Below are 24031 nucleotides of genomic sequence, written 5' to 3'. Positions count from 1 at the left end.
TCAACGTAGTCCCTGGGTCCGACATCGTGACCGGGGTTGATAAAAACGTAAGGCACACGCAGAAAGTTCCCCGCGTGTTCCCAGCGCATTTCGGGCGGTTGGGGGCGAACTCCCGTGCAGGGAAGGTGAATCGGCTGCCCTCGCACGCCCCCTCGTCCACCTCGCACGCCCCTGTCCTGATCGCGCTTCCGCTTCCTTGACCGAGATTCTCGGCTCCCGGCCCCCCGGTTCCCACCCCCCCCGGTTCTCGGCCCCCGCCCCTCGCTTCTGCGCCCGGCCTACCCGTACAGCTCCGTGTACGAGAGGATCCCGCCGCCCGGTCCCCGGGTGCTCCGGGCCGTGCGCACCGCCTTCACGATGGCCCGCGCGAGGACGTCGGCGCCCGCCGCCAGGATCTCGTTGACCGCGCTCGGATCCCCCGCGGGGACCGGCCTCCGCCCGGTGGCCAGGGTGAAGACGGTGTCCCCGTCGGTCAGCAGATGAACCGGCCGCACCGCGCGCGCCAGGCCGTCGTGTGCCGTGCCCGCCAGCTTCTGGGCCTGCGCCCGGGTCAGGTCGGCGTCCGTGGCGACGACCGCGATCGTCGTGTTGAACGGCGGCACCCCGCTTCCGGCCGCCTCCGCCTCCTCCCGTGCGCGCGCGAGCCGCCGCACCGCCGCCGCGTGGACCTCTGCCGGAGGATGCGCCGTAGGCTCCCCGGCCCCGTACTCGCCGAACAGCACGCCGGTCCGCGGATCCACCACCGCACCCGCCGCGTTCACCGCGACGAGGGCCGCCACCGTGACCCCGGAGGCGAGGCGGACGCTCGCCGTGCCGATGCCTCCCTTGATCTGCCCGGCCACCGCCCCGGCACCCGCGCCCACGCCGCCCTCGGCCACCGGCTCCCCGAACCCCGTGGCGGCTGCCGCCTCCACCGCGGCGCGGCCGGTCGAGGCGTCCGGCCGGGCCCGCCAGTCGCCTCCCCGGCCGAGGTCGAAGAGGGCGGCGGCCGGGACGACCGGCACCACCTGGGCGGGCCCGGACCCGACCCGGACGCCCCGGCCCCGCTCCTCCAGCCAGGCCATCACGCCGGACGCGGAGTCGAGCCCGTACGCACTGCCGCCCGTCAGTACGACGGCGTCCACGCGCTGCACCAAGTTGCGCGGGTCCAGCGCATCCGTCTCCCGCGTGCCCGGCCCACCGCCCCGTACGTCCACGGCGGCCACGGCCCCGCCCTCGGGGGCCAGGACGACGGTCGTGCCGCTCAACGCCCCCGCCCCGGCGACCTCGGCGTGCCCGACCCGGATGCCGGCCACATCGGTCAACGCGTCCACCGGTGCCGCGCCCTCCCCCTCGGCCGCCCCGCCTCCGGCGCGCGCGCTCCCGGCCCCACCGCCGGACCCGGCCGCGGCGGCCCCGGGCCGTCCGGGCGGGCCCGCGTCCTTCGACTCCCCGGGGCCCCTGGGATTCTCAGGGCCCCCGGGGCCCACAGGACCCACGGGATTCACAGAGTCCACAGGGCCCACAAGGCCCACAGGGTCCACGGGGTCCACGGATGTCATCGTGCGGCTCCTCGGGTCGGGGTCGAGGCCCGCTGAAACGCGAGCCGGTGCCGTGTGAACGTACCGGCGGTACGAACCCGGCGGCCACGCTCACGTCCGAATCGGCCCCGGCGGCTGGGGAAACCCTCGCATCCGGCACACCGGCCCCGGTACCGGGCCCGGAAGGCGCGCCGACCGGACCCCGAGCGATCCGCGAGACCGGCCACGCGGTTCGTCCTCACCATGACCGTCGCCATCGGCCGGCCCCGGGGCTGACGGTCCTGATCGCCGCGTGGACGACGGGCGAGGCCGGGACGGCCTGGTGGCGGGCCGGCTCCCTCTGCCCGCCGTCCCTCGTCGTGCCCGGCCTGCGGCTCCCCGGCCCGAAGGGCCGCCGGCCTCCACCACCCGGCTCCCCGGCGGCTCACCCCGCGCGGCGTGCCGCCGTACCCTGGAGACATGAGTGCCGCCCCCGCCCCCCGACCGCGCGATGCGAAGCAGCAGGAGCAGCAGCCGCAGGAGCGGCCGCACCGGGAACCGAAACCCCGACCGGCTCTGATCTTCGACGATCCGCTGGACCGGCAGTCGGCGGACGATACGGACCAGGGGTGGGGCGAGCGGCCTCCGGCCGGCGGCAGCGCCGCGGACCTCGCGCGCTTCCTGGACGAGAAGCCGCCCCACCACATCTGAGCGGCGGCCCGCAGGGCTGCCCGCCCTCGGGCGGGCCCGTGGCGACAGTCCTGCGGCGACAGTCCTGTCGGTACCGCCCGGGCCGTTCTCCGCGGCCGGGAAGCACGGGTCGGCATGCCGTCGCCCACCGGAGGACGGGGCCGGGCGGTCGCGCGCTCGCCCGGGACCGGCCCGGTCCGGCAGGGCGTCAGCCCCGCACCGGCGGGCCGCCCCTCCTCAGTGCGCATCGGACACCGCCACGGCCAGCCGCCCCGAAACGCCCGCGCCCAGCAGCGCCGTGGCCGTCGACCGCTCCACGGACAGCACCACCAGCGCCCCCGGCCCCGCCCCGGCTCCCGGCCCCGACGCGGCCACACCGTCCGCCGCGTATACGCCCGGCCCCGCCCCGGGCCCCGGCACCTTCGCCACCCGGGCGCCCCGGGCCACCACCCGCGCCTCGCCGCTCCCGTCGCCGACCGCGATCACATCGACCCGATCGCCCGGACGCAGCAGCCGTACCGTCTCCGGGTCCGCGATCCGCACCGGGGCGGACACCAGCCGCACGGAGGTCCGGCCCGCCCCCGGCGGAGCCTCCGAAGAGCGGGCCGCCCCGTCGGCGCCGCTCAGGCCCGTGGTCGCCAGCGCCGCTCCCGCCAACGCGAGTCCCGCCGCAGCCGCACGCCGCTGACGGCGCAGCATCCGGCGGAGCCGGTCCGCGCCACCGCCCCGCACCCGCAGTGGAGCGAACGGCCCCACCCCGCACGGGGCGGGCACCGGGGAGGGGGCCCGGGGCGGCGGTTCCCCGCGCGCCCCGGAAACGGAAACGGGAGGGCGAGGGGAAGGACGCGCGGCGGCGGGGGATCGGGGTGCGTGGTGCGGACACGGGGAAGAGGTGAAGGCGGAGGAGGACGAAACGGGAGTGGGCGCGGGCGGAGACGACGAGGACCGGGACATGGCACCACCTGGGGTCGGGCCGACGCGCGCCAGGAAAGGCGCACGGGGAAGGGGAGTCCGGCGGGGTCGCCCCGGCCGCACTCCCCTCACTCTCCTCGGTCCGAGCAGATCCCGCCGACGCCTGTGGACGGCCTCGGGGTTGGGGAAAACACCGCCACCCGATCCGGTGACGACCCACCCCGCCCGGTGAGGGCCCCTCCGCACGGCGGAACCCGCCTCCCCGTACGGCGGAACCCGCCTCCCCGCACGGCGGAACCCGCTCCTCCGCCCGGCGAAGCCCGCCCCACCCGGGGTGAGGGTCCCTCCCGCACGGAGAGACCCGACCCGCCCGGTGAGGGCCGCCCCGTCGAAACGGCCGAGTGCCGGCGTCGGTGGGCCGGGTCCGCGTGGCGCGCCCCCGCTAGGGCAGCGTGATGCCCGTGTCGATCCCGTCCAGAGCGCGGGCGCAGGCGCAGTCGCGGCTCCCGGTCCGCGGCAGTCGGGCCACCGCGTCGAACAACACCGAGCGCAGCCGGTCCACGTTGGCCGCGAACACCTGGAGCACTTCCTCGTGGGAGACGCCTTCGCCCGCCTCGGCCCCCGCGTCCAGGTCGGTCACCAGGGTCATCGTGGTGTAGCAGAGGCCCAGCTCCCGGGCGAGGACCGCCTCGGGATGCCCCGTCATGCCCACGACCGACCAGCCCATCGCCGCGTGCCAGCGCGACTCCGCGCGGGTCGAGAACCGGGGGCCCTCGACCACCACCAGGGTGCCGCCGTCCACGGGCTCCCAGTCCCGCCCGCGAGCGGCCGCGAGCGCCGCCTTGCGGCCCTCGGGGCAGTACGGGTCGGCGAAGCCCAGATGGACGACGTTCGGCACGGTTCCGTCGGGCCGGGGCTCACCGTCGTAGTAGGTCTGCACGCGGGTCCTGGTGCGGTCCACCAGCTGGTCGGGGACGAGCAGGGTGCCCGGTCCGAACTCCGGCCGCAGCCCGCCCACCGCGCACGGCCCGAGCACCTGCCGGACCCCCATGGAGCGCAGCGCCCATAGGTTGGCCCGGTAGTTGATGCGGTGGGGCGGCAGGTGGTGGCCGCGCCCGTGACGGGGCAGAAAGGCCACCCTGCGGCCGCCGAGTTCCCCGAGGAAGACCGAGTCGCTCGGCTTGCCGTAAGGGGTGTCCACGGAGACCTCGGTGACGTCCTCCAGGAAGGAGTAGAAGCCCGAGCCGCCGATGACACCGATCTCCGCCGTGCCCTCGGCGTCCGCCGTGCCCACGCCCGTGCCCCTGTCCGCGTCCGTGCTCGCCGTACCCGCGCCGGAGCCCGTTTCCGTATGTGCGTTCGCCATGCGGTCACCGTATCCGCAAGGAGCGCGCCGCCGGGCGGACGCCCGTGCGGGCCCGGCGCGGGAGCCTCCCCGGGCGGGCGCCCGCGCAGGGCGCCGTACGGCGGTGCCCGCACAACGCCCCGGACCCCGCCGAGGGGGCTCGGCGGGGTCCGGGGGAAAAGCTGGTGGGGCGTACGCGCGGGCTCAGGCGGCCGACGTGCCGCTCGACGAGGCCGGCGCGGAGGCCGACGACGAGGAGGAGGCGGACGACGACGCGCTCGCCTTCGTGTCCGAACCCGACGACGAGGACGACGTGGAGTCGGACGACTTCGAGGACGTCGACGCCGGCGTGCTGCTCGACGAGGAGCCGCGGCTGTCGTTCCGGTAGAAACCGGAACCCTTGAAGACGATGCCGACCGCGGAGAACACCTTCTTGAGGCGTCCGTCGCAGTTCGGGCACACGGTCAGGGCGTCATCGGTGAACTTCTGCACCGCCTCGAGGCCCTCGCCGCACTCGGTGCACTGGTACTGGTAGGTCGGCACTTGCTCCTCCTGGCACTCTCACTCAATGAGTGCTAACGACGCTCCATACTGACGTATTCCGCCGGATCAGTCCACCGTGACCGGCTCGCGGTGACCGATCCCACGTGCCACGGTGCGCTCCGAGGGCGGGGGGACCAGCCGTGAACGCAGGGCCAGCAGGGTCACCAGGGCCAGTGCGGTGCCGGCCAGCGGCACCAGGAAGCCGGTGCTCGCACCGTGGGCGTCGGCGAGCTGTCCCGCGGCGGTCACGGCCGCCGCCTGGCCCAGCGCCACCGCGCCCGTCAGCCAGGTGAACGCCTCGGTACGGGCGGTGGCGGGCACCAGCGCCTCGACCAGCGTGTAGCCGCTGATCAGGGCCGGGGCGATGCAGAGGCCGACCAGCAGGCCGAGCCCCGCCAGCAGCGGCACCGAGTGCACGGCCCACAGCCCGGACGCGGTCAGGGTCAGCGCCACGTATCCGACGATCAGCCGGCGGCGCGGGCTGCTCTTCCAGGCGATGGCGCCGCAGGCGATCCCGGCCAGCATGTTGCCCGCCGCGAAGATCCCGTAGAGCACGCCGTTCACCCCGGGGTGGCCGATCTCCTCGGAGAACGCGGTCAGGGAGACCTGCATCCCGCCGAAGACCGCGCCGATGCCCAGGAAGGTGACGATCAGGACGCGGACGCCGGGCACGGAGAGCGCCGAGGCGTGCGGTTCGTCCGCGGTGGCGGCGGGGCGGGGGGCCGGCTGGGTGGCCCGCTGCGCGGCGAAGAGCAGGCCGCCGAGCAGGGTCAGGGCGGCCTCGGTGACCAGTCCGGCCGCCGGGTGCACGCCCGTGCACAGCGCGGTGGCGATCACCGGGCCGAGCACGAAGGTGAACTCGTCCGTCACCGACTCGAACGCGGCCGCGGTGGACATCAGCGGGGAGGCGGGCCGGTCGCCGGAGGCCCCCAGCATCGCCGCCCAGCGGGCCCGCACCATGGGGCCGATCTGCGGGATCGACGCCCCGGTCGGCACGGCGGCGGCGAACAGCGCCCACAGGGGCGCGTCCGCCAGCGCCAAGGCGGTCAGGACGCTCACCGAGACGGTGTGGAGGAGGACGCCGGGCAGCAGGACGGCACGCTGGCCGAAGCGGTCGGCGAGCTTGCCGCTCTGCGGGGCGAACAGCGCCATGGAGACGCCGGAGACGGCCGCGACGGCGCCCGCGCTGCCGTACGAGCCGGTCGTGTGCTGCACGAGGAGGACGATGCTGATGGTGAGCATCGCGAAGGGCTGCCGTGCGGCGAAGCCCGGGAGGAGGAAGGTCCACGCACCGGGGGTGCGCAGCAGTTGCCCGTATCCGGGGCGGTCGGAGACCGTGGTCGCCACGGTCCTTGCCTTTCTGCCGCCTGGTAGCCCTGCTTCCCGGCGCCCTCGTGGGGCGGGCCGGACGGAAGCGGCCGAGAGCTGTCCTCTTCGCGCGGAACTGCGGTAGATGCCGGGTGGCTCGCTGCCATCGGCGGGAGAGCCGCCGGGCGAAGAGACACCACGACCGCCATACGGTCGCGCCAGCTCTGCTTCAGACAGAGTTGGTCGATCAGGTTTCCTTCATGCTACAGGCAGGAAAGCCTGTGCGCCTGTGAATGCGCACAGGGCTTCCCCGCCCGCCTGTGATCCGGGACGCGTTCTGCGCGGCTCGCCTGCGTTGTCCCCTTGTAAGGGTTCAGGAGCGCGTCCTGGCCCTGCCTCCGTCGGCGCCCGTGCCCGTCCGCGAGGCGGACCCGGCCCCGCCGAGCTTCTTCGCCAGCTTCATCGCCTGCGGTATGGCGGACCCGGCGTGCGGGCCCGCCGCGCCGGCCGGACCGGACGAGGGGGATCCGCCGGGGCCCAGCCAGCCGGCCAGCTTGCCGCCCTCGGCGACCGCCCGCAGCCGCTCCTCCGTCCGGTCGCGCACCGGGTCGGTGGCCACCACCAGCAGTTCGTCCCCGCGCCGCAGGACCGTCGCGGGGGACGGCACGAAGCTCTTGCCCTCCCGGACCACCAGCGTCACCGCCGCGCCGGCCGGCAGCCGCAGCTCCCCGACCTCGACGCCGTGCATCTTCGACTTCGCGGGGACGGCCACCGACAGCAGGTGTCCGCGCAGCCGCTCCAGCGGCGCCGACTCGATGCCGAGGTCGTCGGCCTCGGCCGGGTCCTCGGCGATGTTCAGCTTGTTCGCGACCCAGGGCAGCGTCGGGCCCTGGATCAGGGTGTAGACGATGACCAGGACGAAGACGATGTTGAAGATGCGGGTACTGCCCTCCACCCCGGACACCATCGGGATGGTCGCCAGGACGATGGGCACCGCCCCGCGCAGCCCGGCCCAGGACATGAGGGCCTTCTCGCGGGCCGGGAGCCGGAACGGCGCGAGGCTCAGGAAGACCGACAGCGGTCGCGCCACCATCGTCAGCACCAGGCCCACGACCACGGCCGGCCAGAAGTCGTCGATCAGGTCGTGCGGGGTGACCAGCAGGCCGAGCAGCACGAACATGCCGATCTGGGCCAGCCAGCCGAGCCCGTCGGCGAATCCGCGGGTGGCGGGCCAGTGGGGCAGCTTGGAGTTGCCGAGGATCATGGCCGCGAGGTAGACGGCGAGGAACCCGCTGCCGTGGGCCATGGCGCCCGCCGCGTACGCCGAGACGGCGATGGCCATCACGGCGATCGGGTAGAGACCGGAGGCGGGCAGGGCCACGTGCCGCAGCCCCAGGGAGCCCAGCCAGCCCACCGCGATGCCGATGGCGGCGCCGATGGCCAGCTCCATGGCGATCTCCGCGACCAGGACGTACCAGTGCTCGACCGGGCCGACCGCGGAGAACGCGACGACCAGGATGACGACGGGAGCGTCGTTGAAACCGGACTCGGCCTCCAGGACCCCGGTGATCCGGGGCGGCAGGGGCACCCGGCGCAGGACGGAGAAGACGGCCGCCGCGTCGGTCGAGGAGACGACCGCGCCGATGATGAGGGCCTGCCGCCAGTCCAGGCCGACGAGGTAGTGCGCCGCGGCGGCGGTGACGCCCACGCTGACGCCGACGCCGACGGTGGAGACGACGGCCGCCGCCGGCAGGACCGGTCTGACCTCTTTCCACTTCGCTCCGAGCCCGCCCTCGGCCAGGATGACGACCAGGGCGGCGTAGCCGAATACCTGGGTCAGCTCGGCGTTGTCGAACTTGACGTCGAAGATGCCGTCCTGCCCCAGGGCGATCCCGATGCCGAGGTACAGGAGCAGGCTGGGGAGTCCGCTGCGCGAGGAGATCCGTACCGCCACCACGGCGACGAGCAGGACGAGCGAGCAGACGAGCAGGAGTTCGTTGAGCGCGTGGACAGTCAGGGTCCGTTTCCTTCCCTGCGTGCGCCTGCCGGATCGTCCTCCGGCAGCCAGGTACTTCGTTACCTTACCTAATCTTTAACGATTCCTTGACGGGTTCGAGCGTTCGTACGAGGAAGCCGCAAACGGGTGCATCCCCATACCGCGTCCGAGTGGCTTCTCCGCTGCGCCTATGGTTGCTCCTGCACTCCCAGGACCACCCTGCCCCTCGAAGGACAGCGATGCCCGCCAACACAACCGCCTCTTCCGGCCCTTCCGACGCGAAGAAGCCCGGCAGGAAGAAGGGGCGACGCGCCCGCCTGTTCGTGCTCGTCCTGGTGCTGGCGCTCGTCGCGGGTGTCGGCTACGGGACGTACTGGTCCGTGTCCACCGTGCGGGCCTCCTACCCGCAGACCACCGGGTCGATGACGCTCGACGGCCTTTCCGGGGAGGTCGAGGTCAAACGCGACGCGTACGGGATCCCGCAGATCTACGCGGACACCGACGCCGACCTCTTCCGCGCCCAGGGCTTCGTCCACGCCCAGGACCGCTTCTGGGAGATGGACGTCCGGCGGCACATGACCTCCGGCCGGCTCTCCGAGATGTTCGGCTCCGGCCAGGTGGAGACCGACTCCTTCCTGCGCACGCTCGGCTGGCGGCAGGTGGCGCAGAAGGAGTACGACGAGGTCCTGGACGAGGGCACCAAGAAGAACCTCCAGTCGTACGCGGAAGGCGTCAACGCCTACCTCGCGGGCAAGGAAGGCCGGGACATCTCGGTCGAGTACGCGGCGCTGGGGCTGACCAACGACTACAAGCCCGGTGAGTGGACCCCGGTCGACTCGGTGGCCTGGCTCAAGGCGATGGCCTGGGACCTGCGCGGCAACATGCAGGACGAGATCGACCGTTCGCTGCTGACCAGCCGCCTCGACAAGGACCAGATCGAGGACCTGTACCCGGGCTACCCGTACAAGCGGCACAAGCCGATCGTCGAGAACGGCGCGGTCTCCCCGGCCACCGGGAAGTTCGACCCCGAGGCGCAGCCGTCGGACACCGTCGGCTCCGCGACGCCCCAGGGGGCCGCCGAGGGCCTGAACACGCAGCTCTCCGCCCTCTCCGACACCCTCGACGAGATCCCGGCGCTGCTCGGTCCGAACGGCAACGGCATCGGCTCGAACTCCTGGGTCGTCGACGGCAGGCACACGACGTCCGGCAAGGCGCTGCTCGCCAACGACCCGCACCTCGCGCCGATGCTGCCCTCCCTCTGGTACCAGATGGGCCTGCACTGCCGTGAACTGTCCGAGAGCTGCCGGTACGACACGGCCGGCTACACGTTCTCCGGGATGCCCGGTGTGATCATCGGTCACAACCAGGACGTCTCCTGGGGACTGACCAACCTGGGCGCCGACGTCACCGACCTCTTCCTGGAGAAGGTCTCCGACGACGGCTACCTGTACGACGGGAAGACCAAGTCCTTCGAGACCCGCGAGGAGACCATCAAGGTCGCCGGCGGCAAGGACCGGAAGATCACCGTCCGCAGCACGAACAACGGGCCCCTGGTCTCCGACCGCAGCAGGGAACTGGACAAGGTCGGCCAGAAGGCGCCCGTCAGCAACGCCGCCCCCGACCGGGCCGACGGCTACGCGGTGGCGCTGAAGTGGACCGCGCTGGAGCCGGGCAGGTCGATGGACGCCGTCTTCGAGCTCAACCGGGCCAAGGACTTCGCCACCTTCCGGGCCGCCGCCCAGAAGTTCGAGGTCCCCTCCCAGAACCTCATCTACGCCGACACCGAGGGCAACATCGGCTACCAGGCCCCCGGCAGGATCCCGGTGCGCTCCGAGGGCTACGACGGGACGCGCCCGGCGCCGGGCTGGGACCCGGACTACGCGTGGAAGGGCTACATCCCCTTCGACGAGCTGCCCTACGAGTACAACCCGGACCGCGGCTTCATCGTCACCGCCAACCAGGCCGTCATCGACGAGAAGAAGTACCCCTACCTCCTGACGAAGGACTGGGGGTACGGCGCCCGCAGCCAGCGGCTCAACGACCTGCTGACCCGGAAGATCAAGGGCGGCGAGAAGGTCTCGACCGATGACATGCAGAAGATGCAGATGGACGACTTCAGCGAGATCGCCGCGCTGCTGGTGCCCGAGCTGAAGAAGATCAACATCACTGACCCGAGCGTCCGCGAGGCGCAGAAGCTGCTGGAGGGCTGGGACTACTCCCAGGCGTCCGACTCGGCCGCCGCCGCCTACTTCAACGGCGTCTGGCGCAACATCCTCAAGCTCGCCTTCGGCAACAAGCTGCCCAAGGAGATGCGCGTCAAGGGCGACTGCATCAACGTCCCGCCCGCCAAGAACAGCGGACCGGCCGACCAGCAGAAGAAGCTCGTCCGCGAGTGCGGCCAGCGCGACGGCGACACCGCGCAGCCGGACGGCGGCGACCGCTGGTTCCAGGTGGTCCGGGAGATCCTGGACGACCAGGACAACGCGTGGTGGAAGGCGCCCGCCCGGGGCCGCGAGGACGCCCTGGAGAGCCGGGACGACCTGTTCGCCCGCGCGATGGAGGACGCCCGCTGGGAGCTGACCTCCAAGCTCGGCAAGAACATCGACACCTGGAGCTGGGGCCGGCTGCACCGGCTGACCCTGACGAACCAGACCCTCGGCACCGAGGGCCCCGGCCTGCTCCAGCGGGCGCTCAACCGCGGCCCCTGGAACCTCGGCGGCGGCGAGGCGGCGGTCAACGCCACCGGCTGGAACGCCGCGAGCGGCTACGAGGTCGTCTGGGTGCCGTCGATGCGCATGGTCGTCAACGTGGGCGACTGGGACAAGTCCCGCTGGATCAACCTCAGCGGGGCCTCCGGGCACGCGTTCCACGCCCACTACACCGACCAGACCGACAAGTGGGCCGACGGCGAACTGCTCGACTGGTCCTACGGCAAGCAGGCGGTCGACGCCGCCACGGTCGACACGCTGACGCTGAAACCGTAGGGAGCCGGGTCGCCGCCCGCGGAGCTCAGGAAGCGAAGCGGCGCGTTCCGGCCGGGGTGACCACGGCGTCCACGGGGTGGTCGTGCGCTTCCGAGGGGAGCTGCGCGACCACCTCGTTCTCGTACAGGAGGACGACGAGCGGCGGATGCGCCCCGGCGGCCGTCAGCCGGGCCAGCACCCGGTCGTAGCTGCCGCCGCCGCGCCCCAGCCGCATCCCGTTCCCGTCCACCGCCAGCCCCGGCAGCAGCACGGCGTCGGCCTCCAGGACGGCGGCCGGGCCGAGGCGCGGCCCGGCCGGTTCGAGGAGGCCGCGCCCGGCCGGCAGCAGGCGTTCCGCCCCCTCGTACGCGGCCCAGTCCAGGTCGTTGTCGGGCAGGAGGACCGGGAGCAGCACACGCGCCCCCCGCTCGCGCAGCGCTTCCAGGAGGTCGCGGGTGCCCGGTTCGCGGCCCACGGAGACGTACGCGGCGACCGTGCGGGCCTCGGCCAGCTCGGGCAGCAGCAGCGCCGACCCGGCGAGGAGCACGGCGGCCCGGGCCACGTCCTCCTTCGTCAGGAGGGCCCGCGCGGCGAGCAGTTCGCGGCGGAGGAGGCCCTTCGCGGAGGCCTCGGGGGAGGGGGCGGCGAGGAAACCGGACCTGTCCGTGCTCATGTGTGACTCACGCGACTCTCTTATAGGCATATGTCAGGATGAAGTTAACCGGAATATCGGCCTTCGGTCGTGCGCAGCCGGTAAGGTCTGGCTATGACTCAGTCGCACCCCAGGATCAGCAAGGCCGTCATTCCGGCAGCAGGTCTCGGCACCCGGTTCCTGCCCGCCACGAAGGCCACTCCCAAGGAGATGCTGCCTGTCGTCGACAAGCCGGCCATCCAGTATGTCGTCGAGGAGGCCGTCGCGGCGGGCCTCTCCGACGTGCTGATGATCACCGGTCGCAACAAGCGCCCGCTCGAGGACCACTTCGACCGCAACTACGAGCTGGAGTCCGCCCTCACCCGCAAGGGAGACGCGGAACGCCTCGCCAAGGTCCAGGAGTCCAGCGACCTGGCCACCATGCACTACGTCCGCCAGGGCGACCCCCGCGGCCTCGGGCACGCCGTGCTGTGCGCCGCTCCGCACGTGGGCGACCAGCCCTTCGCGGTGCTCCTCGGCGACGACCTGATCGACCCGCGCGACCCGCTGCTGGCCCGGATGGTCGAGGTCCAGGAGCGCGAGGGCGGCAGCGTCGTCGCGCTGATGGAGGTCGAGCCCTCCCAGATCCACCTGTACGGCTGCGCGGCGGCGGACGCCACCGTCGACGGCGACGTCGTCCGGGTGACCGACCTGGTCGAGAAGCCGGACCCGGCCGACGCCCCCAGCAACCTCGCCATCATCGGCCGGTACGTCCTGGACCCCGCGGTCTTCGACATACTGCGACACACCGAGCCGGGCCGCGGCGGCGAGATCCAGCTCACCGACGCGCTCCAGCTGCTCGCCGCCGACGAGACGATCGGCGGCCCCGTGCACGGCGTCGTCTTCAAGGGCCGCCGCTACGACACCGGCGACCGCGGCGACTACCTGCGCGCCATCGTCAGACTGGCGTGCGAACGTGAAGACCTGGGTCCGGACTTCCGGACCTGGCTGCGCAAGTACGTCGCTGAGGAGATGTGACCCCGTGAGCAGCACGATCTGGTCGGTCGACGAGCACCTGGACGACATCCTCGCCTCCATTCGTCCGCTGGAGCCCATCGAGCTGCAACTGCCCGACGCCCAGGGCTGCGTACTCGTCAAGGACGTCGTCGTGGAGGTGGCCCTGCCGCCCTTCGACAACAGCTCCATGGACGGGTACGCGGTCCGGGTCGCCGATGTCGAGGGGGCGAGCGAGGAGTTCCCCGCGGTCCTCACCGTCATCGGCGACGTGGCCGCGGGCAGCGCGGGGCTCGCCGACGGCCGGGTCGTGGGGCCGGGACAGGCCGCCCGCATCATGACGGGCGCCCCGCTGCCCCCGGGCGCCGAGGCCGTGGTCCCGGTCGAGTGGACCGACGGCGGTACGGGCGAGGGCCCCGCCGCCACCATGCGGGCCCACAGCGACGCCCCCGAAGGCGCCACCGGAGAGGTCCGGGTGCACCGGCCCGTCACCGCGGGCGCCCATGTGCGCGAGGCCGGCGGCGACGTCAAGCCGGGCGACCTGGCCCTGGCCGCCGGATCGGTCGTCGGTCCGGCGCAGATCGGGCTGCTCGCGGCGATCGGCTGCTCCACCGTGGTCGTCCGGCCCCGCCCCCGGGTGGTCGTCCTGTCCACCGGCAGCGAACTGGTCCAGCCGGGCGAGAAGCTGACCGCCGGCCAGATCTACGACTCCAACAGCTTCGCGCTGACGGCCGCCGCCCGGGACGCCGGAGCCATCGCCTACCGGGTCGGCGCGGTGACCGACGACGCCGAGACGCTGCGCGCCGCCATCGAGGACCAGCTGATCCGCGCGGACATCGTCGTCACCACGGGCGGCGTCAGCGTCGGCGCGTACGACGTCGTCAAGGAGGCGCTGTCCTCCGTGGGCGACGAGGACGAGCCGGGCAGCGGCGTCGAGTTCCGCAAGCTCGCCATGCAGCCCGGAAAACCGCAGGGCTTCGGATCGATCGGCCCGGACCACACCCCGCTGCTGGCCCTGCCGGGCAACCCGGTCTCGTCGTACGTCTCCTTCGAGCTGTTCGTCCGCCCCGCCATCCGCGCCCTGATGGGCCTCGACGACGTGCGCCGCCCCACGGTCCGCGCCCGGCTCGACGCGGACGAGGCGCTCACCTCCCCGGAGGGCCGCCGCCAGTTCCTGCGCGGCCGCTACGACGCGGAGGAGGGCACGGTGAAGCCGGTCGGCGGCTCCGGCTCGCATCTGATCGCCGCGCTCGCGCAGGCGGACGCGCTGATCGTGGTGGACGAGGACGTCGTCTCGGTCGAGCCCGGCACGGAGACGGACGTGATCCTGCTCCGCTGACCGCCGCCCCGTGGCGGTACGGTATCTGCCGCCGTGCCTTCCGGAGGTCCCCCTCCGGGCCCGAGGCCCACCGGCGCCCCTACCGCTAGGCGGAGTGAGTTGAGTACGCAGAACAGGCTGACGCACATCGACGAGGCGGGCGCGGCCCGGATGGTCGACGTGTCGGCGAAGGACGTCACCACCCGCGTCGCCCGCGCGTCGGGCCGGGTGCTCGTCGCACCGCGCGTGATCGAGCTGCTGCGCGGCGAGGGGGTGCCCAAGGGCGACGCCCTCGCCACCGCCCGGATCGCCGGGATCATGGGGGCCAAGCGCACCCCCGACCTGATCCCGCTCTGCCACCCGCTGGCCGTCTCCGGTGTGAAGGTCGACCTGGCCGTGGCCGACGACGCGGTCGAGATCACGGCCACCGTGAAGACGGCGGACCGCACGGGCGTCGAGATGGAGGCGCTCACCGCGGTGTCGGTGGCGGCCCTCACGGTCGTCGACATGGTCAAGGCGGTCGACAAGGGCGCGGTCATCACCGACGTGCGGGTCGAGGCGAAGTCGGGCGGCAAGTCCGGCGACTACCGGCGCCCCGCCCCGGAGGGGACGGACGCGTGACCCCGCCCGAGCACGAGACCCCCGGCCCCGGGGCGCACGCCCCGCAGTCCTCCGCCGCCCCGCGCACCCCGTACCGCGCCCTCGTCGTCACCGCCTCCAACCGGGCCTCCGCCGGGGTGTACGCGGACAAGGGCGGCCCGCTCATCGCCGAAGGGCTGGCCGGCCTCGGCTTCACCGTCGACGGCCCGCAGGTCGTGCCGGACGGGGATCCGGTCGAGGCGGCCCTGCGCGCGGGCGTCGCGGCCGGGTACGACGTCATCGTCACCACCGGCGGTACGGGCATCTCGCCCACCGACGCCACCCCCGAGGCCACCCGCCGCGTCCTCGACCACGAGGTCCCCGGCATCCCGGAGGCGATCCGGGCCGAGGGCCTGGCCCAGGTGCCGACCGCCGCGCTCTCCCGGGGTCTGGCGGGCGTGGCCTCCCGCACCCTGATCGTCAATCTCCCCGGCTCCACGGGCGGGGTGAAGGACGGACTCGCGGTCCTCGGCCGCCTCCTGGTGCACGCCGTCGACCAGCTCCGCGGCGGCGACCACCCCCGACCGGGGAGCCCGAGCTGAACATCGCGACCTGGCCGGTGACGCTGAGGGACGGCGAGATCGTCCTGCGCCCGATAAGGATGCGCGACCAGCGGGCCTGGCGCGAGGTCAACCGGCGCAACCGCGACTGGCTGCGCCCCTGGGAGGCCACGATTCCGCCGCCCGCCCCCGGCGGCCCGGTCGCGCAGCGCCCCACGTACCGGCAGATGGTCCGCCACCTGCGCGCCGAGGCGAACGCGGGGCGGATGCTGCCGTTCGCCATCGAGTACGAGGGCCGGCTGGTCGGCCAGCTCACGGTCGCGGGGATCACCTGGGGCTCGATGTGCTCCGGGCACGTCGGCTACTGGATCGACCGGGGCGTCGCCGGTCGCGGGGTCATGCCCACGGCGGTGGCGCTCGCCGTGGACCACTGCTTCCGCACGGTGGGCCTGCACCGCATCGAGGTCTGCATCCGCCCGGAGAACGGGCCGAGCCGCCGGGTGGTGGAGAAACTCGGATTCCGCTCGGAGGGCGTGCGCCCGCGCTATCTGCACATCGACGGGGCCTGGCGGGACCATCTGATCTTCGCCCTCACCGCCGAGGAAGTCCCCGAGGGGATGCTCCGGCGGTGGCGCCGGGCCCGGCCCGCGACACCGCCCGAGCCGGGACCGCCGGAAGAAATGAAATAGGTGTTCGAATTTGATCGCCGGTCGACCGAAAGGGAACGAGTGAACGGCGGTTGTTGAATCGAACCATCACAAAAAAAGTCCGTGATATCAGCCGGTTCGTGCGACACACCGGGCCAATTGGCGGATCCTTCCGTGCAAACCCCTCTACGGTGTGAGCGTGAGCAGCAGCGGCCTCATCTACGCAGTCATCGTCGGGGCCTGGGCCGCCTACTTGGTGCCGATGTGGCTCCGCAGGCAGGACGAGCTGAACGAGGCCCGTCCGACCGAGCGCTTCAGCACCGCCATCCGGCTGCTGTCCGGCCGGGCGGCGATGGAGCGCCGGTACGCCAAGGAGCTGCGGGAGCGCACCGCCGAGGAGGCGGGGCCCGACGCCGACCCGGACCGGGAAACGGACCGTATGGAGTCCGTGGACGTCCGGGCCTTCGCCGCGCCTCCGGCGCACACGGAAGCCAGACTGGGCGACCCGGCGCACGCGCCCGAGCGCACCCAGGAGAGTCCGGCGTCCGACCGGCCGGCGCACGAGCGCAGGGCCGGACACCACTCCCCGGCCCGCCCGGCGCACGACCGCGGGCCCGGCGGGCGCCCCACGGGGCAGGCGCCGTTCGCCCGGCAGCGCACGCACACCGGCGCGGCCGACGCCGAACGGGCCCGGCGCGCCCAGCGCTCCCAGGTCCTGGCACGGCGCAGGCGTACCACCGTCGTCCTCTTCCTCGCCTTCACCCTCGGCGCGATCGTCGCGGCGGTGGGCGGTCTCGCCTTCCTCTGGGCGCCCGCCGTGCCGGCCGTGCTGCTGAGCACGTACATCGTGCACCTGCGCGCCCAGGAGCGACGGCGGTTCGCCTTCACCATGGACCGCCGCCGGGCCGAGGACGCGGCGCAGCGGCTGCGCGAGAACCGCCCGCGCAGGCACCAGCCCGTCGCCCCCGACGCCGCCGAGCCCGACGACGAGCCGGAGGCCCACGCCGCGGAGCCGGAGCTCACCCCCACGGTCTCCCCGCAGGAGGCCGGCCGCCGGGCCCTCGTCGAGCAGACGGACCACGCCGAGTGGGTGGACCAGCAGCGTGAGCGCGGCCGTGTCCAGGGCGACAGCTGGGAGCCCGTTCCCGTGCCCCTGCCCACCTATGTCACCGCGCCCGTCGCCCCTCGGGCCACGGGCGGGGTGGAGGTCGGCGACCCGGAGACGTGGAGCGCGGCCCGCTCCAGCACCGCCGAGCCGCAGACGGGCACCTCGCACCCGACGATCCCCCCGGTCGACCCGGCGCCGCGCCAGCGCGCCCCCCAGTCCCGCCGCAACCGCGACCGGGGCCGCACCCCCCTCTTCGACCAGTACGACGACGAGGACCGGCCGCGCGCGGCCAACGAGTGACACGTGTGGGGCCCGGAAACCCCGGCACCGCTGACCAGCGGAGGAACGGATTTCCAAGCACCCCCTGGAGGGTGCTAGAGTTTCACACGTCGCAAGGGCCTGTGGCGCAGTCTGGTAGCGCACCTCGTTCGCATCGAGGGGGTCTGGGGTTCAAATCCCCACAGGTCCACAAGCGGCCCGTTTCACGAGTTGGCTCGTGAAGGGTTCATGAAATCCCGTCCAGTTGTTTCAACTGGGCGGGATTTCGTGGTTTCCGGGCCCGGTGCGACGTGTGTGCCGGCCGGGCGCGTACGGGCGGCTGGTCCCCGTCGCGCGGGCCGGGTGGCGGGGATTCCCCCCCTGGCGGCGTCGGGCGCCGTGCTGAAGGAGCCGGTCCCGACTGCTCCTCCTCCTCGACGGATCGCCCATCAGGTTCGGTGCGGGCCGGAGGCGTTGGCGCGGGCGGGACACTTCGCGGAGCGGCCGGGAGCCGTCGATTCGACCACTGCGGGCCGCGGGCAAGGCGGCGCCCCCTTCAGGGTCGCCCGGTTCTTCGGCGCTGCTGCCGGGGGGCCTGCGGGGCGGGGGAGCCGAACGGCGGGGACGGGCCGGGGGAGGGCGGTCTCGGGGAGGGAGCGGTCTCGGTCGCGGCGCTCTTCCTGGGGGCGCTCAGGGGGCCGGCGCGCGACGTTCTCGGTGACGAGGGGCCGTGAGGGGCCCCCGCCCGGTCCGGCGTACGGAGTGCTCACGGCTCCCGGCGGTCGGCGGCCAGGCGCCGGATGCCGTAGGCGGCTGCGCCCAGGGCGAGCACCGCGGCCCCGGTGAGGACCGAGGAGGCCGGCAGGGCGAAGGCCAGGACCAGGCAGCCCGCCAGCCCGACCGCCGGGACGGCGCGGGGCGGGCGGCCCTCGGCCCGGGAAAGCGTCCAAGCCGAGGCGTTGGCGACGGCGTAGTAGGCGAGCACGCCGAAGGAGGAGAACCCGATCGCCCCGCGTACGTCCGTCGTCGCGGCGAGGACCGCCACCACCGCGCCCACGGCCAGCTCGGCCCGGTGCGGCACCTGGTGGCGGGGGTGGACGGCCGCCAGGACGTGCGGCAGGTGCCGGTCGCGGGCCATCGCCAGGGTCGTACGGGAGACGCCGAGGATCAGGGCCAGGAGCGAGCCGAGCGCCGCGACGGCCGCGCCGGTGCGGACGACCGGGGCCAGCCAGGCGGCGCCCGCGGCCCGTGCGGTGTCCGCGAGCGGCGCGGTGGCCTCCGCCAGCCCCCGCGGGCCGAGTACCAGCAGGGCGCAGACGGCGACGAGGGCGTAGACGACCAGGGTGATGCCTAGGGCGATCGGGATGGCGCGGGGGATGGTGCGTGCGGGGTCGCGGACCTCCTCGCCCAGGGTGGCGATGCGGGCGTACCCGGCGAACGCGAAGAACAGCAGCCCCGCCGCTTGGAGGACACCGCCCGGATCGGCATCCGGCCCGAGGTCCAGGCGAGCCGCGTCCGCCTCGCCGGAGGCGAAGGAGGCGACCACCACCGCGGCGAGCACGGCCAGCACCACGGCGACGACGGTCCGGGTCAGCCAGGCGGACTTCTGCACCCCGGCGTAGTTGACCGCGGTCAGCGCCACCACGGCGGCGACCGCCACCGCGTGGGCCTGTCCCGGCCAGACGTACGAGCCCACGGCGAGCGCCATGGCCGCGCAGGAGGCGGTCTTGCCGACCACGAACCCCCAGCCCGCCAGGTACCCCCAGAAGTCGCCGAGGCGCTCGCGGCCGTAGACGTACGTGCCGCCCGAAGCCGGGTAGCGGGCGGCGAGCCGGGCGGATGAGGTGGCGTTGCAGTACGCCACCGCACCGGCGACCGCGAGGCCGATCAGCAGCCCGGAACCGGCGGCGCGCGCGGCGGGCGCCAGGGCGACGAAGATTCCCGCGCCGATCATCGACCCGAGGCCGATCACCACGGCGTCGGGCACGCCGAGCCGCCTCCGCAACTCGCCCGGCACGCCGGCGGGGACAGGCGGCCTGGTCATGGCTCACTCCTCGGTGGCTCGGGCACAGCCGTTCCGGAAGACGATATCGGTGGGCGGTGCGAGGGCGCGGGCCGGTGTGCCGGACGGTTCCAGGCCGACGCGGGCCCGCCACCTCCCCGGCAAGCGCCACCTCGACTGGACGCTGGAGGACCCGGCGGGCCGGTCCGGGCTGCGTGGGGGGACGACGGCGCCGGGCGGTGAACGACCGGCGTCTTCTCTACAGTTCTCGGCCAGTTCTGTAGAAAAGAGCCCCGCCTCCGCTCCTTGTGGCGGCAGTTCCCGCTGGGCCAGAGTTCGGGGCGCGGCGACAGGAACATGACATCGCCGCCGGGCAGTGTCCTGGAGCACGTCGCGCCTCCCCAAGCGCGGTGTGGCCACCCCCCATTGTCTGGACGCTCGCCCGCGGAGCGGAAGGAACCGCGTGACCCACGGAAAGAAGAACGCGCGCAGATACATCGTGGCCGCCTCCATCGGCGCCCTCCTGTCGGCCGGAGTCGCCACAGGGGCCCACGCCGGTACGGCGGCGCGGGCCGCGGCCCCCGCCTCGGCCCCGGCGTACCAGCCGGAGATGGTCGAGGCGCTCGCCACCACCCTCGGCGTCGGCGAGAAGGCCGCCGTGGAACGGCTGGACCGCGAGGCCGAGCAGCAGGACCGGTTCGCGGAGCTGCGGAAGGACCGGGTCGACACGCTCGGGGCCTTCTTCGCCGAGGACGGTGCGCTGGTCGTCAACGCCGCCGACGCCGAAGCGGCGAAGGAGGTCCGGGCCGCCGGCCTCCGGGCCCGCGTCCCCGAGCACGGGGAGAACGAACTCGGCCGCATCAAGGCCCGGCTCGACGCCCGGGCGCTCAGGAGCGCCCCGGCCGGAGTGTCCGCCTGGTCGGTCGACCTCGCGTCGGACACCGTGACCGTCGAGGTCAACGGGGCCTCGGACGCGGCCACCCGGGGCTTCCTCAAGGCCGCGAAGAGCAACGGCGACGCCGTGCGCGTCGTGAAGGGCCGGAAGAAGCTGGAGACCCAGGCCGTCGTTCCGCCCGGCAGCCGGATGACCTTCAACGGCTACCTCTGCTCCGTCGGTTACGGCGCCAAGGACCGCAACGGCAGGCAGGTGCTGGTGACGGCCGGGCACTGCATCGAGGACCTGCCGGTGCTGGCGTACAACGGCGCCCGGTTCGCCCAGGGAGCCCACACCCGGTTCGCGGTGGGCGCCCGCAGCGTGGACATGGGCATCGCGACCGTCGACGCCGGCCACGCGATCGGCCTTGACATCACCACGTACGGCAAGGCCGGCACCGTCCCGGTCAGGGGCGGCAAGCGGGCCCCCTCCGGCGCGGCGCTCTGCAAGTCCGGCCAGACCACCGGCTGGACCTGCGGCAAGGTCGGTTCGTACAACGTCAGCGTCACCTACACCGACCAGAACGGCGGCCCGGACACCGTCGTGACCGGTCTGGCCAGCTCCAGCGTCTGCACCCAGGGCGGGGACAGCGGCGGCGCGTACGTCTCCGGCGACCAGGCCCAGGGCATGACGTCCGGCGGTCCTTCCGGCCAGCGCTGCAACGGACAGGTCAACTCCCCCGGATCGTCCTACTTCCAGCCGCTGGACGACGCCCTCGCCTACTACGGGCTGACGCTCACCACCAAGTAGTCCGCACCGGGCGCGGAACGGAGCGGCACGGCTCCGGACCGGCCGCGGGCCGGACCCCTGAACGCGGGAGGCCGTCCACTCATCCTGGGCGGCCTCCCGTCCCGGCCGTTCCCGCCCCGTAGCCCCACGCCACCCCGTGCACGCCCGGCTTGCACCGGGAGGTGAGCACGTGGACGTCGTGCGCCGCGCCCAGCGGGACGCGCCGCCGGGCGCGGGGCGGGGCGCCGACCTTCTCCCGGACGTAGCGGTGGCAGTCCACCGGCAGGGCGCCGGGGTGGAAGAAGACCTGCTGGAGGTATTCGTGGAGGTTCGTCCGCGACCAGCGCTCGTAGTGCGTGGCCGGGGTCCGGGACGGGCTCACCTCGACCGCGTAACTCACCACCGTGGTGTCCAGCTTGGCCAGCTTCCGGCCGAAGTGGATCTCCAGCACCAGGGAGTTGAGCCGCTTGAGGTACGTGGCCTCGGCCAGACGGCCGCAGGTGACCCTGATGTCGACCGGCTCGGCCGCCTCGTCGTCGAAGCTGAGCACGAAGACCGCCCGGTCGGCCCCGGCCCGGCCGGCCCGCAGCACGTTGGTGGTGGAGATCCCGCTCAGCGTGCCGCTCTCGCCGACCCGCACGATGTCGTGGACCATCAGCGAACTGGTCTCCTGGTTGAAGTGGCGGAAGCGCGCGCCGAGCGCCTTCTCCACCACCGAGTCCTCCCCGAGGATCTGGAGCGCCGCGCCCTCCGTGCCCGGCGGGGTGGTCCGGCCGCGCGGGCGGCGCGGGCCGAGCAGCGAGCGCAGGGTTCCGGCGGGCAGTTCCAGGATCTCCTCCAGCACCTCCACCGCGCGCAGGGAACGGGCCCGCTCCGGCTGGCTGCGGCCGCGCTGCCAACTGCTGAGGGTGGCCTGGCTGATGGCGATGCCGCGCGCCTTGAGCCGTTCGCTCACCCGCTCCAGGGACAGCCCGCGCCGGCTCAGCGCCTCCCGCAGGACCGCCGGGAAGGCGTCGGCGCCGGTCGCCGCCGCGTGCAGGGCCGAGGCGGTGAGGGCCCGGCCGGTGCGCGCCGCGGTGATGTGCGCCTCTTCCGTCCCCGCCCGCGCGGTGGGCGCCTCCTCCGCCCGTGCCCCGGGGGCGTGCGCCCCGTCGGTGTCCGCTCTGCTCGCCATGTCTCTCCCGTTTCCCGGCACTCTCCCGGCGGGTCGGCCTACGGGCCCCCGCATACTGGTGGACCACCGGGCGGGGGTCGGATAACAGAACCCCCGGGTGTGACCTGTCCCACGCCCGGAGGCGAACCGGAACGCCTACACGGCGGGACGGGGCGCACGTGGGCGACCGAACGCACGTGGTGAACGGAACGAAGGGCGTGATGGGCGTGGACGGCACCGCTCTGGTCGTCGCGGCGAGGGAGGGCGACCGGGCCGCCGGGGAGCGGCTGGCCGCTCAGTACCTCCCCCTCGTCTACAACGTCGTCGGGCGCGCCCTCAACGGCCACCCGGACGTCGACGACGTGGTGCAGGAGACCATGCTCCGCGCCCTGTCCGGGCTGCACGCGCTGCGCGACCCGGCCCGCTTCCGCTCCTGGCTCGTCGCCATCGCCATGAACCAGGTCCGCAGCCGCTGGACCGGTCTCGGCCGCCGGCCCGCCCCGCTGGAGGCGGCCGAGGAGCCCGCCGACCCGGCCGCCGACTTCGTCGACCTGACGATCCTGCGCCTCGAACTCTCCGGGCAGCGGCGCGAGACGGCCGAGGCGACCCGCTGGCTGGACGACGCCGAACGCGATGTGCTGGCGCTGTGGTGGCTGGAGGCGACCGGCGAACTCGCCCGGGCCGAGCTGGCCGAGGCGCTCGGCCTCTCCCCGCAGCACGCCGCCGTGCGGGTCCAGCGGGTGAAGAACCAGCTGGACATCGGCCGCACCGTCGTCCGGGCGCTGGCGTCCGACCCCCGCTGCCCGGCCCTGGCGGACCTGCTGGGCGACTGGGACGGTACGCCGACGCCGCTGTGGCGCAAGCGGGTCGCCCGCCATGTGCGGGGCTGCGCCGCCTGCTCCGAGGGCGCCACGGGGCTGGTCCCGGCGGAGGGACTGCTCTCCGGGCTGGCCCTGGTGGCGCCGCTCCACGACACCGGGCAGGCGGCGACGGCCGTGGCCTCCTCGGCCGCGGCGACCGCGCCCGCCGCGCCGTCCGTGCCCGCAGCCCCGTCCGCGTTCCCGGCGGGGAAGGCGGCGGGGTTCCTGGCCGGGGCGGCCGCCGTGACCGCCCTCGCCGTCCTGATCTGGCCCTCCGCTCCGGCCCCGCCCGGGCCGCGGGGCGGCGGCGTCGCCTCCAGCCCCGCGCCGCCGCCCGTCAGCGCCCCCGCCGAGCCGCGCCCCACGCCGTCCACCGCTCCGCCGTCGCCCACCCCGGCCCCGAGCCGGACGCCCACCGCGTCACGGTCCCCCGCAGCGGCCCCCACGCCCACCGTGTCGCCCGCGCCCGCCGTGCCGCCCCCGGGGCCGGACGCCCGCGTGGTCGCCCGGGTCAACACCCTGCGCGCCGCCAACGGCTGCCCGCGGCTGGCGACCGACCCCCGGCTGACCCGGGTCGCCCGGCAGCACTCCGCCGACATGGCCGCGCGGAACTACTTCGGCCACACCGACTCCTCGGGCCGGGGCATGGGCGAGCGGGTCGAGGCCGCGGGGTACGCGTGGTCGGCGGTCGGGGAGACCATCGCCACCGGTACGAGCGATCCGGAGGCGGTCGTCGAGGAGTGGCGCGCCGGTCCGGACCGCGATCGCGCCCTGTTCAACTGCGCTTTCACCCACGTCGGCGTGGGCCTCGCCGATTCCCCGCGCGGCCCCTACTGGACCCAGGTGCTGGCCACCCCGAGGTGAGCGGAGGGGCGCCCCGCGGAAGGCGGTCCCCGGCGCGGGCCGGACCGGCGGGCCGGGTCGCACGCGCGGTGGCCGGCGCCCGCCGCCGGGCGGGCGGAGCGCCCCGCGGACGGGGGCG

General features: G+C 74.1%; 19 protein-coding genes and 1 tRNA gene. 11 read left to right on the top strand and 9 right to left on the bottom strand.

Going from position 1 to position 24031, the window contains the following annotated elements; translation table 11 throughout:
- Positions 1-278: 278 nt before the first annotated feature.
- Positions 279-1313 (bottom strand): P1 family peptidase, encoded by a 1035-nt coding sequence (locus AMK24_RS30370; protein ID WP_073772119.1) that lies wholly within the window; start codon positions 1311-1313, stop codon positions 279-281.
- A 666-nt stretch (positions 1314-1979) separates the two neighbouring features.
- Here AMK24_RS30370 and AMK24_RS30365 point away from each other — a divergent pair.
- Complete coding sequence (locus AMK24_RS30365; protein ID WP_073772118.1) at positions 1980-2210, top strand: hypothetical protein; 231 nt, start codon at positions 1980-1982, stop codon at positions 2208-2210.
- Positions 2211-2426: 216 nt separating this feature from the next.
- On the opposite strand, the gene AMK24_RS30360 is transcribed toward AMK24_RS30365, so the two are convergent.
- The 5 genes from AMK24_RS30360 to AMK24_RS30340 all read right to left on the bottom strand — a co-directional run bounded on the left by AMK24_RS30360 (position 2427) and on the right by AMK24_RS30340 (position 8254).
- On the bottom strand, positions 2427-2921 hold the full coding sequence (locus AMK24_RS30360) for a hypothetical protein (protein WP_199876541.1): 495 nt from the start codon (positions 2919-2921) through the stop codon (positions 2427-2429).
- A 622-nt stretch (positions 2922-3543) separates the two neighbouring features.
- On the bottom strand, positions 3544-4467 hold the full coding sequence (locus tag AMK24_RS30355; protein ID WP_079190710.1) for an S-methyl-5'-thioadenosine phosphorylase: 924 nt from the start codon (positions 4465-4467) through the stop codon (positions 3544-3546).
- 183 nt (positions 4468-4650) lie between these two features.
- Positions 4651-4989, bottom strand: coding sequence for an FmdB family zinc ribbon protein (locus AMK24_RS30350; RefSeq protein WP_073772117.1), 339 nt, complete (start codon positions 4987-4989; stop codon positions 4651-4653).
- Positions 4990-5055: 66 nt separating this feature from the next.
- Positions 5056-6336: an MFS transporter gene (locus AMK24_RS30345; protein WP_073772116.1), complete on the bottom strand. Its 1281-nt coding sequence runs from the start codon at positions 6334-6336 to the stop codon at positions 5056-5058.
- A gap of 334 nt (positions 6337-6670) precedes the next feature.
- The gene (locus AMK24_RS30340) at positions 6671-8254 is read right to left on the bottom strand and encodes a potassium/proton antiporter (protein ID WP_242435319.1); all 1584 of its coding nucleotides are present in this window, start codon (positions 8252-8254) and stop codon (positions 6671-6673) included.
- Between the two features lie 278 nt (positions 8255-8532).
- On the opposite strand from AMK24_RS30340, the gene AMK24_RS30335 reads away from it, so the two are divergent.
- Complete coding sequence (locus AMK24_RS30335) at positions 8533-11277, top strand: penicillin acylase family protein (RefSeq protein WP_073772114.1); 2745 nt, start codon at positions 8533-8535, stop codon at positions 11275-11277.
- A gap of 25 nt (positions 11278-11302) precedes the next feature.
- Here the strand turns inward: AMK24_RS30335 and AMK24_RS30330 are convergent, their stop codons facing one another.
- Entirely contained in the window at positions 11303-11929 is a 627-nt protein-coding gene (locus tag AMK24_RS30330; RefSeq protein ID WP_073772113.1) for a 5-formyltetrahydrofolate cyclo-ligase, read from the bottom strand.
- A gap of 93 nt (positions 11930-12022) precedes the next feature.
- Here AMK24_RS30330 and galU point away from each other — a divergent pair, with 93 nt between their 5' ends.
- The 7 genes from galU (at position 12023) to AMK24_RS30295 (ending at position 17582) form a co-directional block, all read left to right on the top strand.
- Positions 12023-12925, top strand: a complete 903-nt coding sequence (galU, locus tag AMK24_RS30325; RefSeq protein WP_073772112.1) for a UTP--glucose-1-phosphate uridylyltransferase GalU — start codon at positions 12023-12025, stop codon at positions 12923-12925.
- Positions 12926-12929: 4 nt separating this feature from the next.
- The gene (gene glp, locus AMK24_RS30320) at positions 12930-14240 is read left to right on the top strand and encodes a molybdotransferase-like divisome protein Glp (protein ID WP_073772111.1); all 1311 of its coding nucleotides are present in this window, start codon (positions 12930-12932) and stop codon (positions 14238-14240) included.
- Between the two features lie 99 nt (positions 14241-14339).
- A complete protein-coding gene (moaC, locus tag AMK24_RS30315; RefSeq protein WP_073772110.1) occupies positions 14340-14840 on the top strand; it encodes a cyclic pyranopterin monophosphate synthase MoaC in 501 nt (166 codons plus the stop codon).
- Positions 14837-15400, top strand: a complete 564-nt coding sequence (locus tag AMK24_RS30310; protein ID WP_073772109.1) for a MogA/MoaB family molybdenum cofactor biosynthesis protein — start codon at positions 14837-14839, stop codon at positions 15398-15400. Before moaC ends, AMK24_RS30310 begins: the two co-directional genes overlap by 4 nt.
- Positions 15401-15417: 17 nt before the next feature.
- Positions 15418-16047: a GNAT family N-acetyltransferase gene (locus tag AMK24_RS30305; RefSeq protein WP_073772108.1), complete on the top strand. Its 630-nt coding sequence runs from the start codon at positions 15418-15420 to the stop codon at positions 16045-16047.
- Positions 16048-16204: 157 nt separating this feature from the next.
- Positions 16205-17413, top strand: coding sequence for a divisome protein SepX/GlpR (sepX, locus tag AMK24_RS30300; RefSeq protein WP_199876540.1), 1209 nt, complete (start codon positions 16205-16207; stop codon positions 17411-17413).
- Positions 17414-17508: 95 nt separating this feature from the next.
- Positions 17509-17582 (top strand) — tRNA-Ala (locus tag AMK24_RS30295).
- 555 nt (positions 17583-18137) lie between these two features.
- On the opposite strand, the gene AMK24_RS30290 is transcribed toward AMK24_RS30295, so the two are convergent.
- Positions 18138-19415 (bottom strand): APC family permease, encoded by a 1278-nt coding sequence (locus AMK24_RS30290; protein WP_073772106.1) that lies wholly within the window; start codon positions 19413-19415, stop codon positions 18138-18140.
- Positions 19416-19836: 421 nt separating this feature from the next.
- On the opposite strand from AMK24_RS30290, the gene AMK24_RS30285 reads away from it, so the two are divergent.
- Entirely contained in the window at positions 19837-21057 is a 1221-nt protein-coding gene (locus AMK24_RS30285) for a S1 family peptidase (protein ID WP_073772105.1), read from the top strand.
- Between the two features lie 79 nt (positions 21058-21136).
- Here AMK24_RS30285 and AMK24_RS30280 read toward each other — a convergent pair whose 3' ends face one another.
- Positions 21137-22210 (bottom strand): helix-turn-helix domain-containing protein, encoded by a 1074-nt coding sequence (locus tag AMK24_RS30280; RefSeq protein ID WP_073772104.1) that lies wholly within the window; start codon positions 22208-22210, stop codon positions 21137-21139.
- Between the two features lie 200 nt (positions 22211-22410).
- Here AMK24_RS30280 and AMK24_RS30275 point away from each other — a divergent pair, with 200 nt between their 5' ends.
- On the top strand, positions 22411-23913 hold the full coding sequence (locus AMK24_RS30275) for a sigma-70 family RNA polymerase sigma factor (RefSeq protein WP_073772141.1): 1503 nt from the start codon (positions 22411-22413) through the stop codon (positions 23911-23913).
- Positions 23914-24031: the final 118 nt, after the last annotated feature.

It is taken from the genome of Streptomyces sp. CB02366, from assembly GCF_001905905.1.
Classification (GTDB): domain Bacteria; phylum Actinomycetota; class Actinomycetes; order Streptomycetales; family Streptomycetaceae; genus Streptomyces.
The sequence above is the reverse complement of the archived record's forward strand: the minus strand, read 5'-3'. Positions and strand labels throughout refer to the sequence as shown.

Bases quoted from the DNA above. Each gene is read 5' to 3' on its own strand.
- AMK24_RS30365 (WP_073772118.1), top strand. From the start codon at position 1,980: ATGAGTGCCGCCCCCGCCCCCCGACCGCGCGATGCGAAGCAGCAGGAG.
- AMK24_RS30355 (WP_079190710.1), bottom strand. From the start codon at position 4,467: ATGGCGAACGCACATACGGAAACGGGCTCCGGCGCGGGTACGGCGAGC.
- AMK24_RS30335 (WP_073772114.1), top strand. From the start codon at position 8,533: ATGCCCGCCAACACAACCGCCTCTTCCGGCCCTTCCGACGCGAAGAAG.
- AMK24_RS30330 (WP_073772113.1), bottom strand. From the start codon at position 11,929: ATGAGCACGGACAGGTCCGGTTTCCTCGCCGCCCCCTCCCCCGAGGCC.
- galU (WP_073772112.1), top strand. From the start codon at position 12,023: ATGACTCAGTCGCACCCCAGGATCAGCAAGGCCGTCATTCCGGCAGCA.
- AMK24_RS30290 (WP_073772106.1), bottom strand. From the start codon at position 19,415: ATGACCAGGCCGCCTGTCCCCGCCGGCGTGCCGGGCGAGTTGCGGAGG.
- AMK24_RS30280 (WP_073772104.1), bottom strand. From the start codon at position 22,210: ATGGCGAGCAGAGCGGACACCGACGGGGCGCACGCCCCCGGGGCACGG.
- AMK24_RS30275 (WP_073772141.1), top strand. From the start codon at position 22,411: ATGGGCGTGGACGGCACCGCTCTGGTCGTCGCGGCGAGGGAGGGCGAC.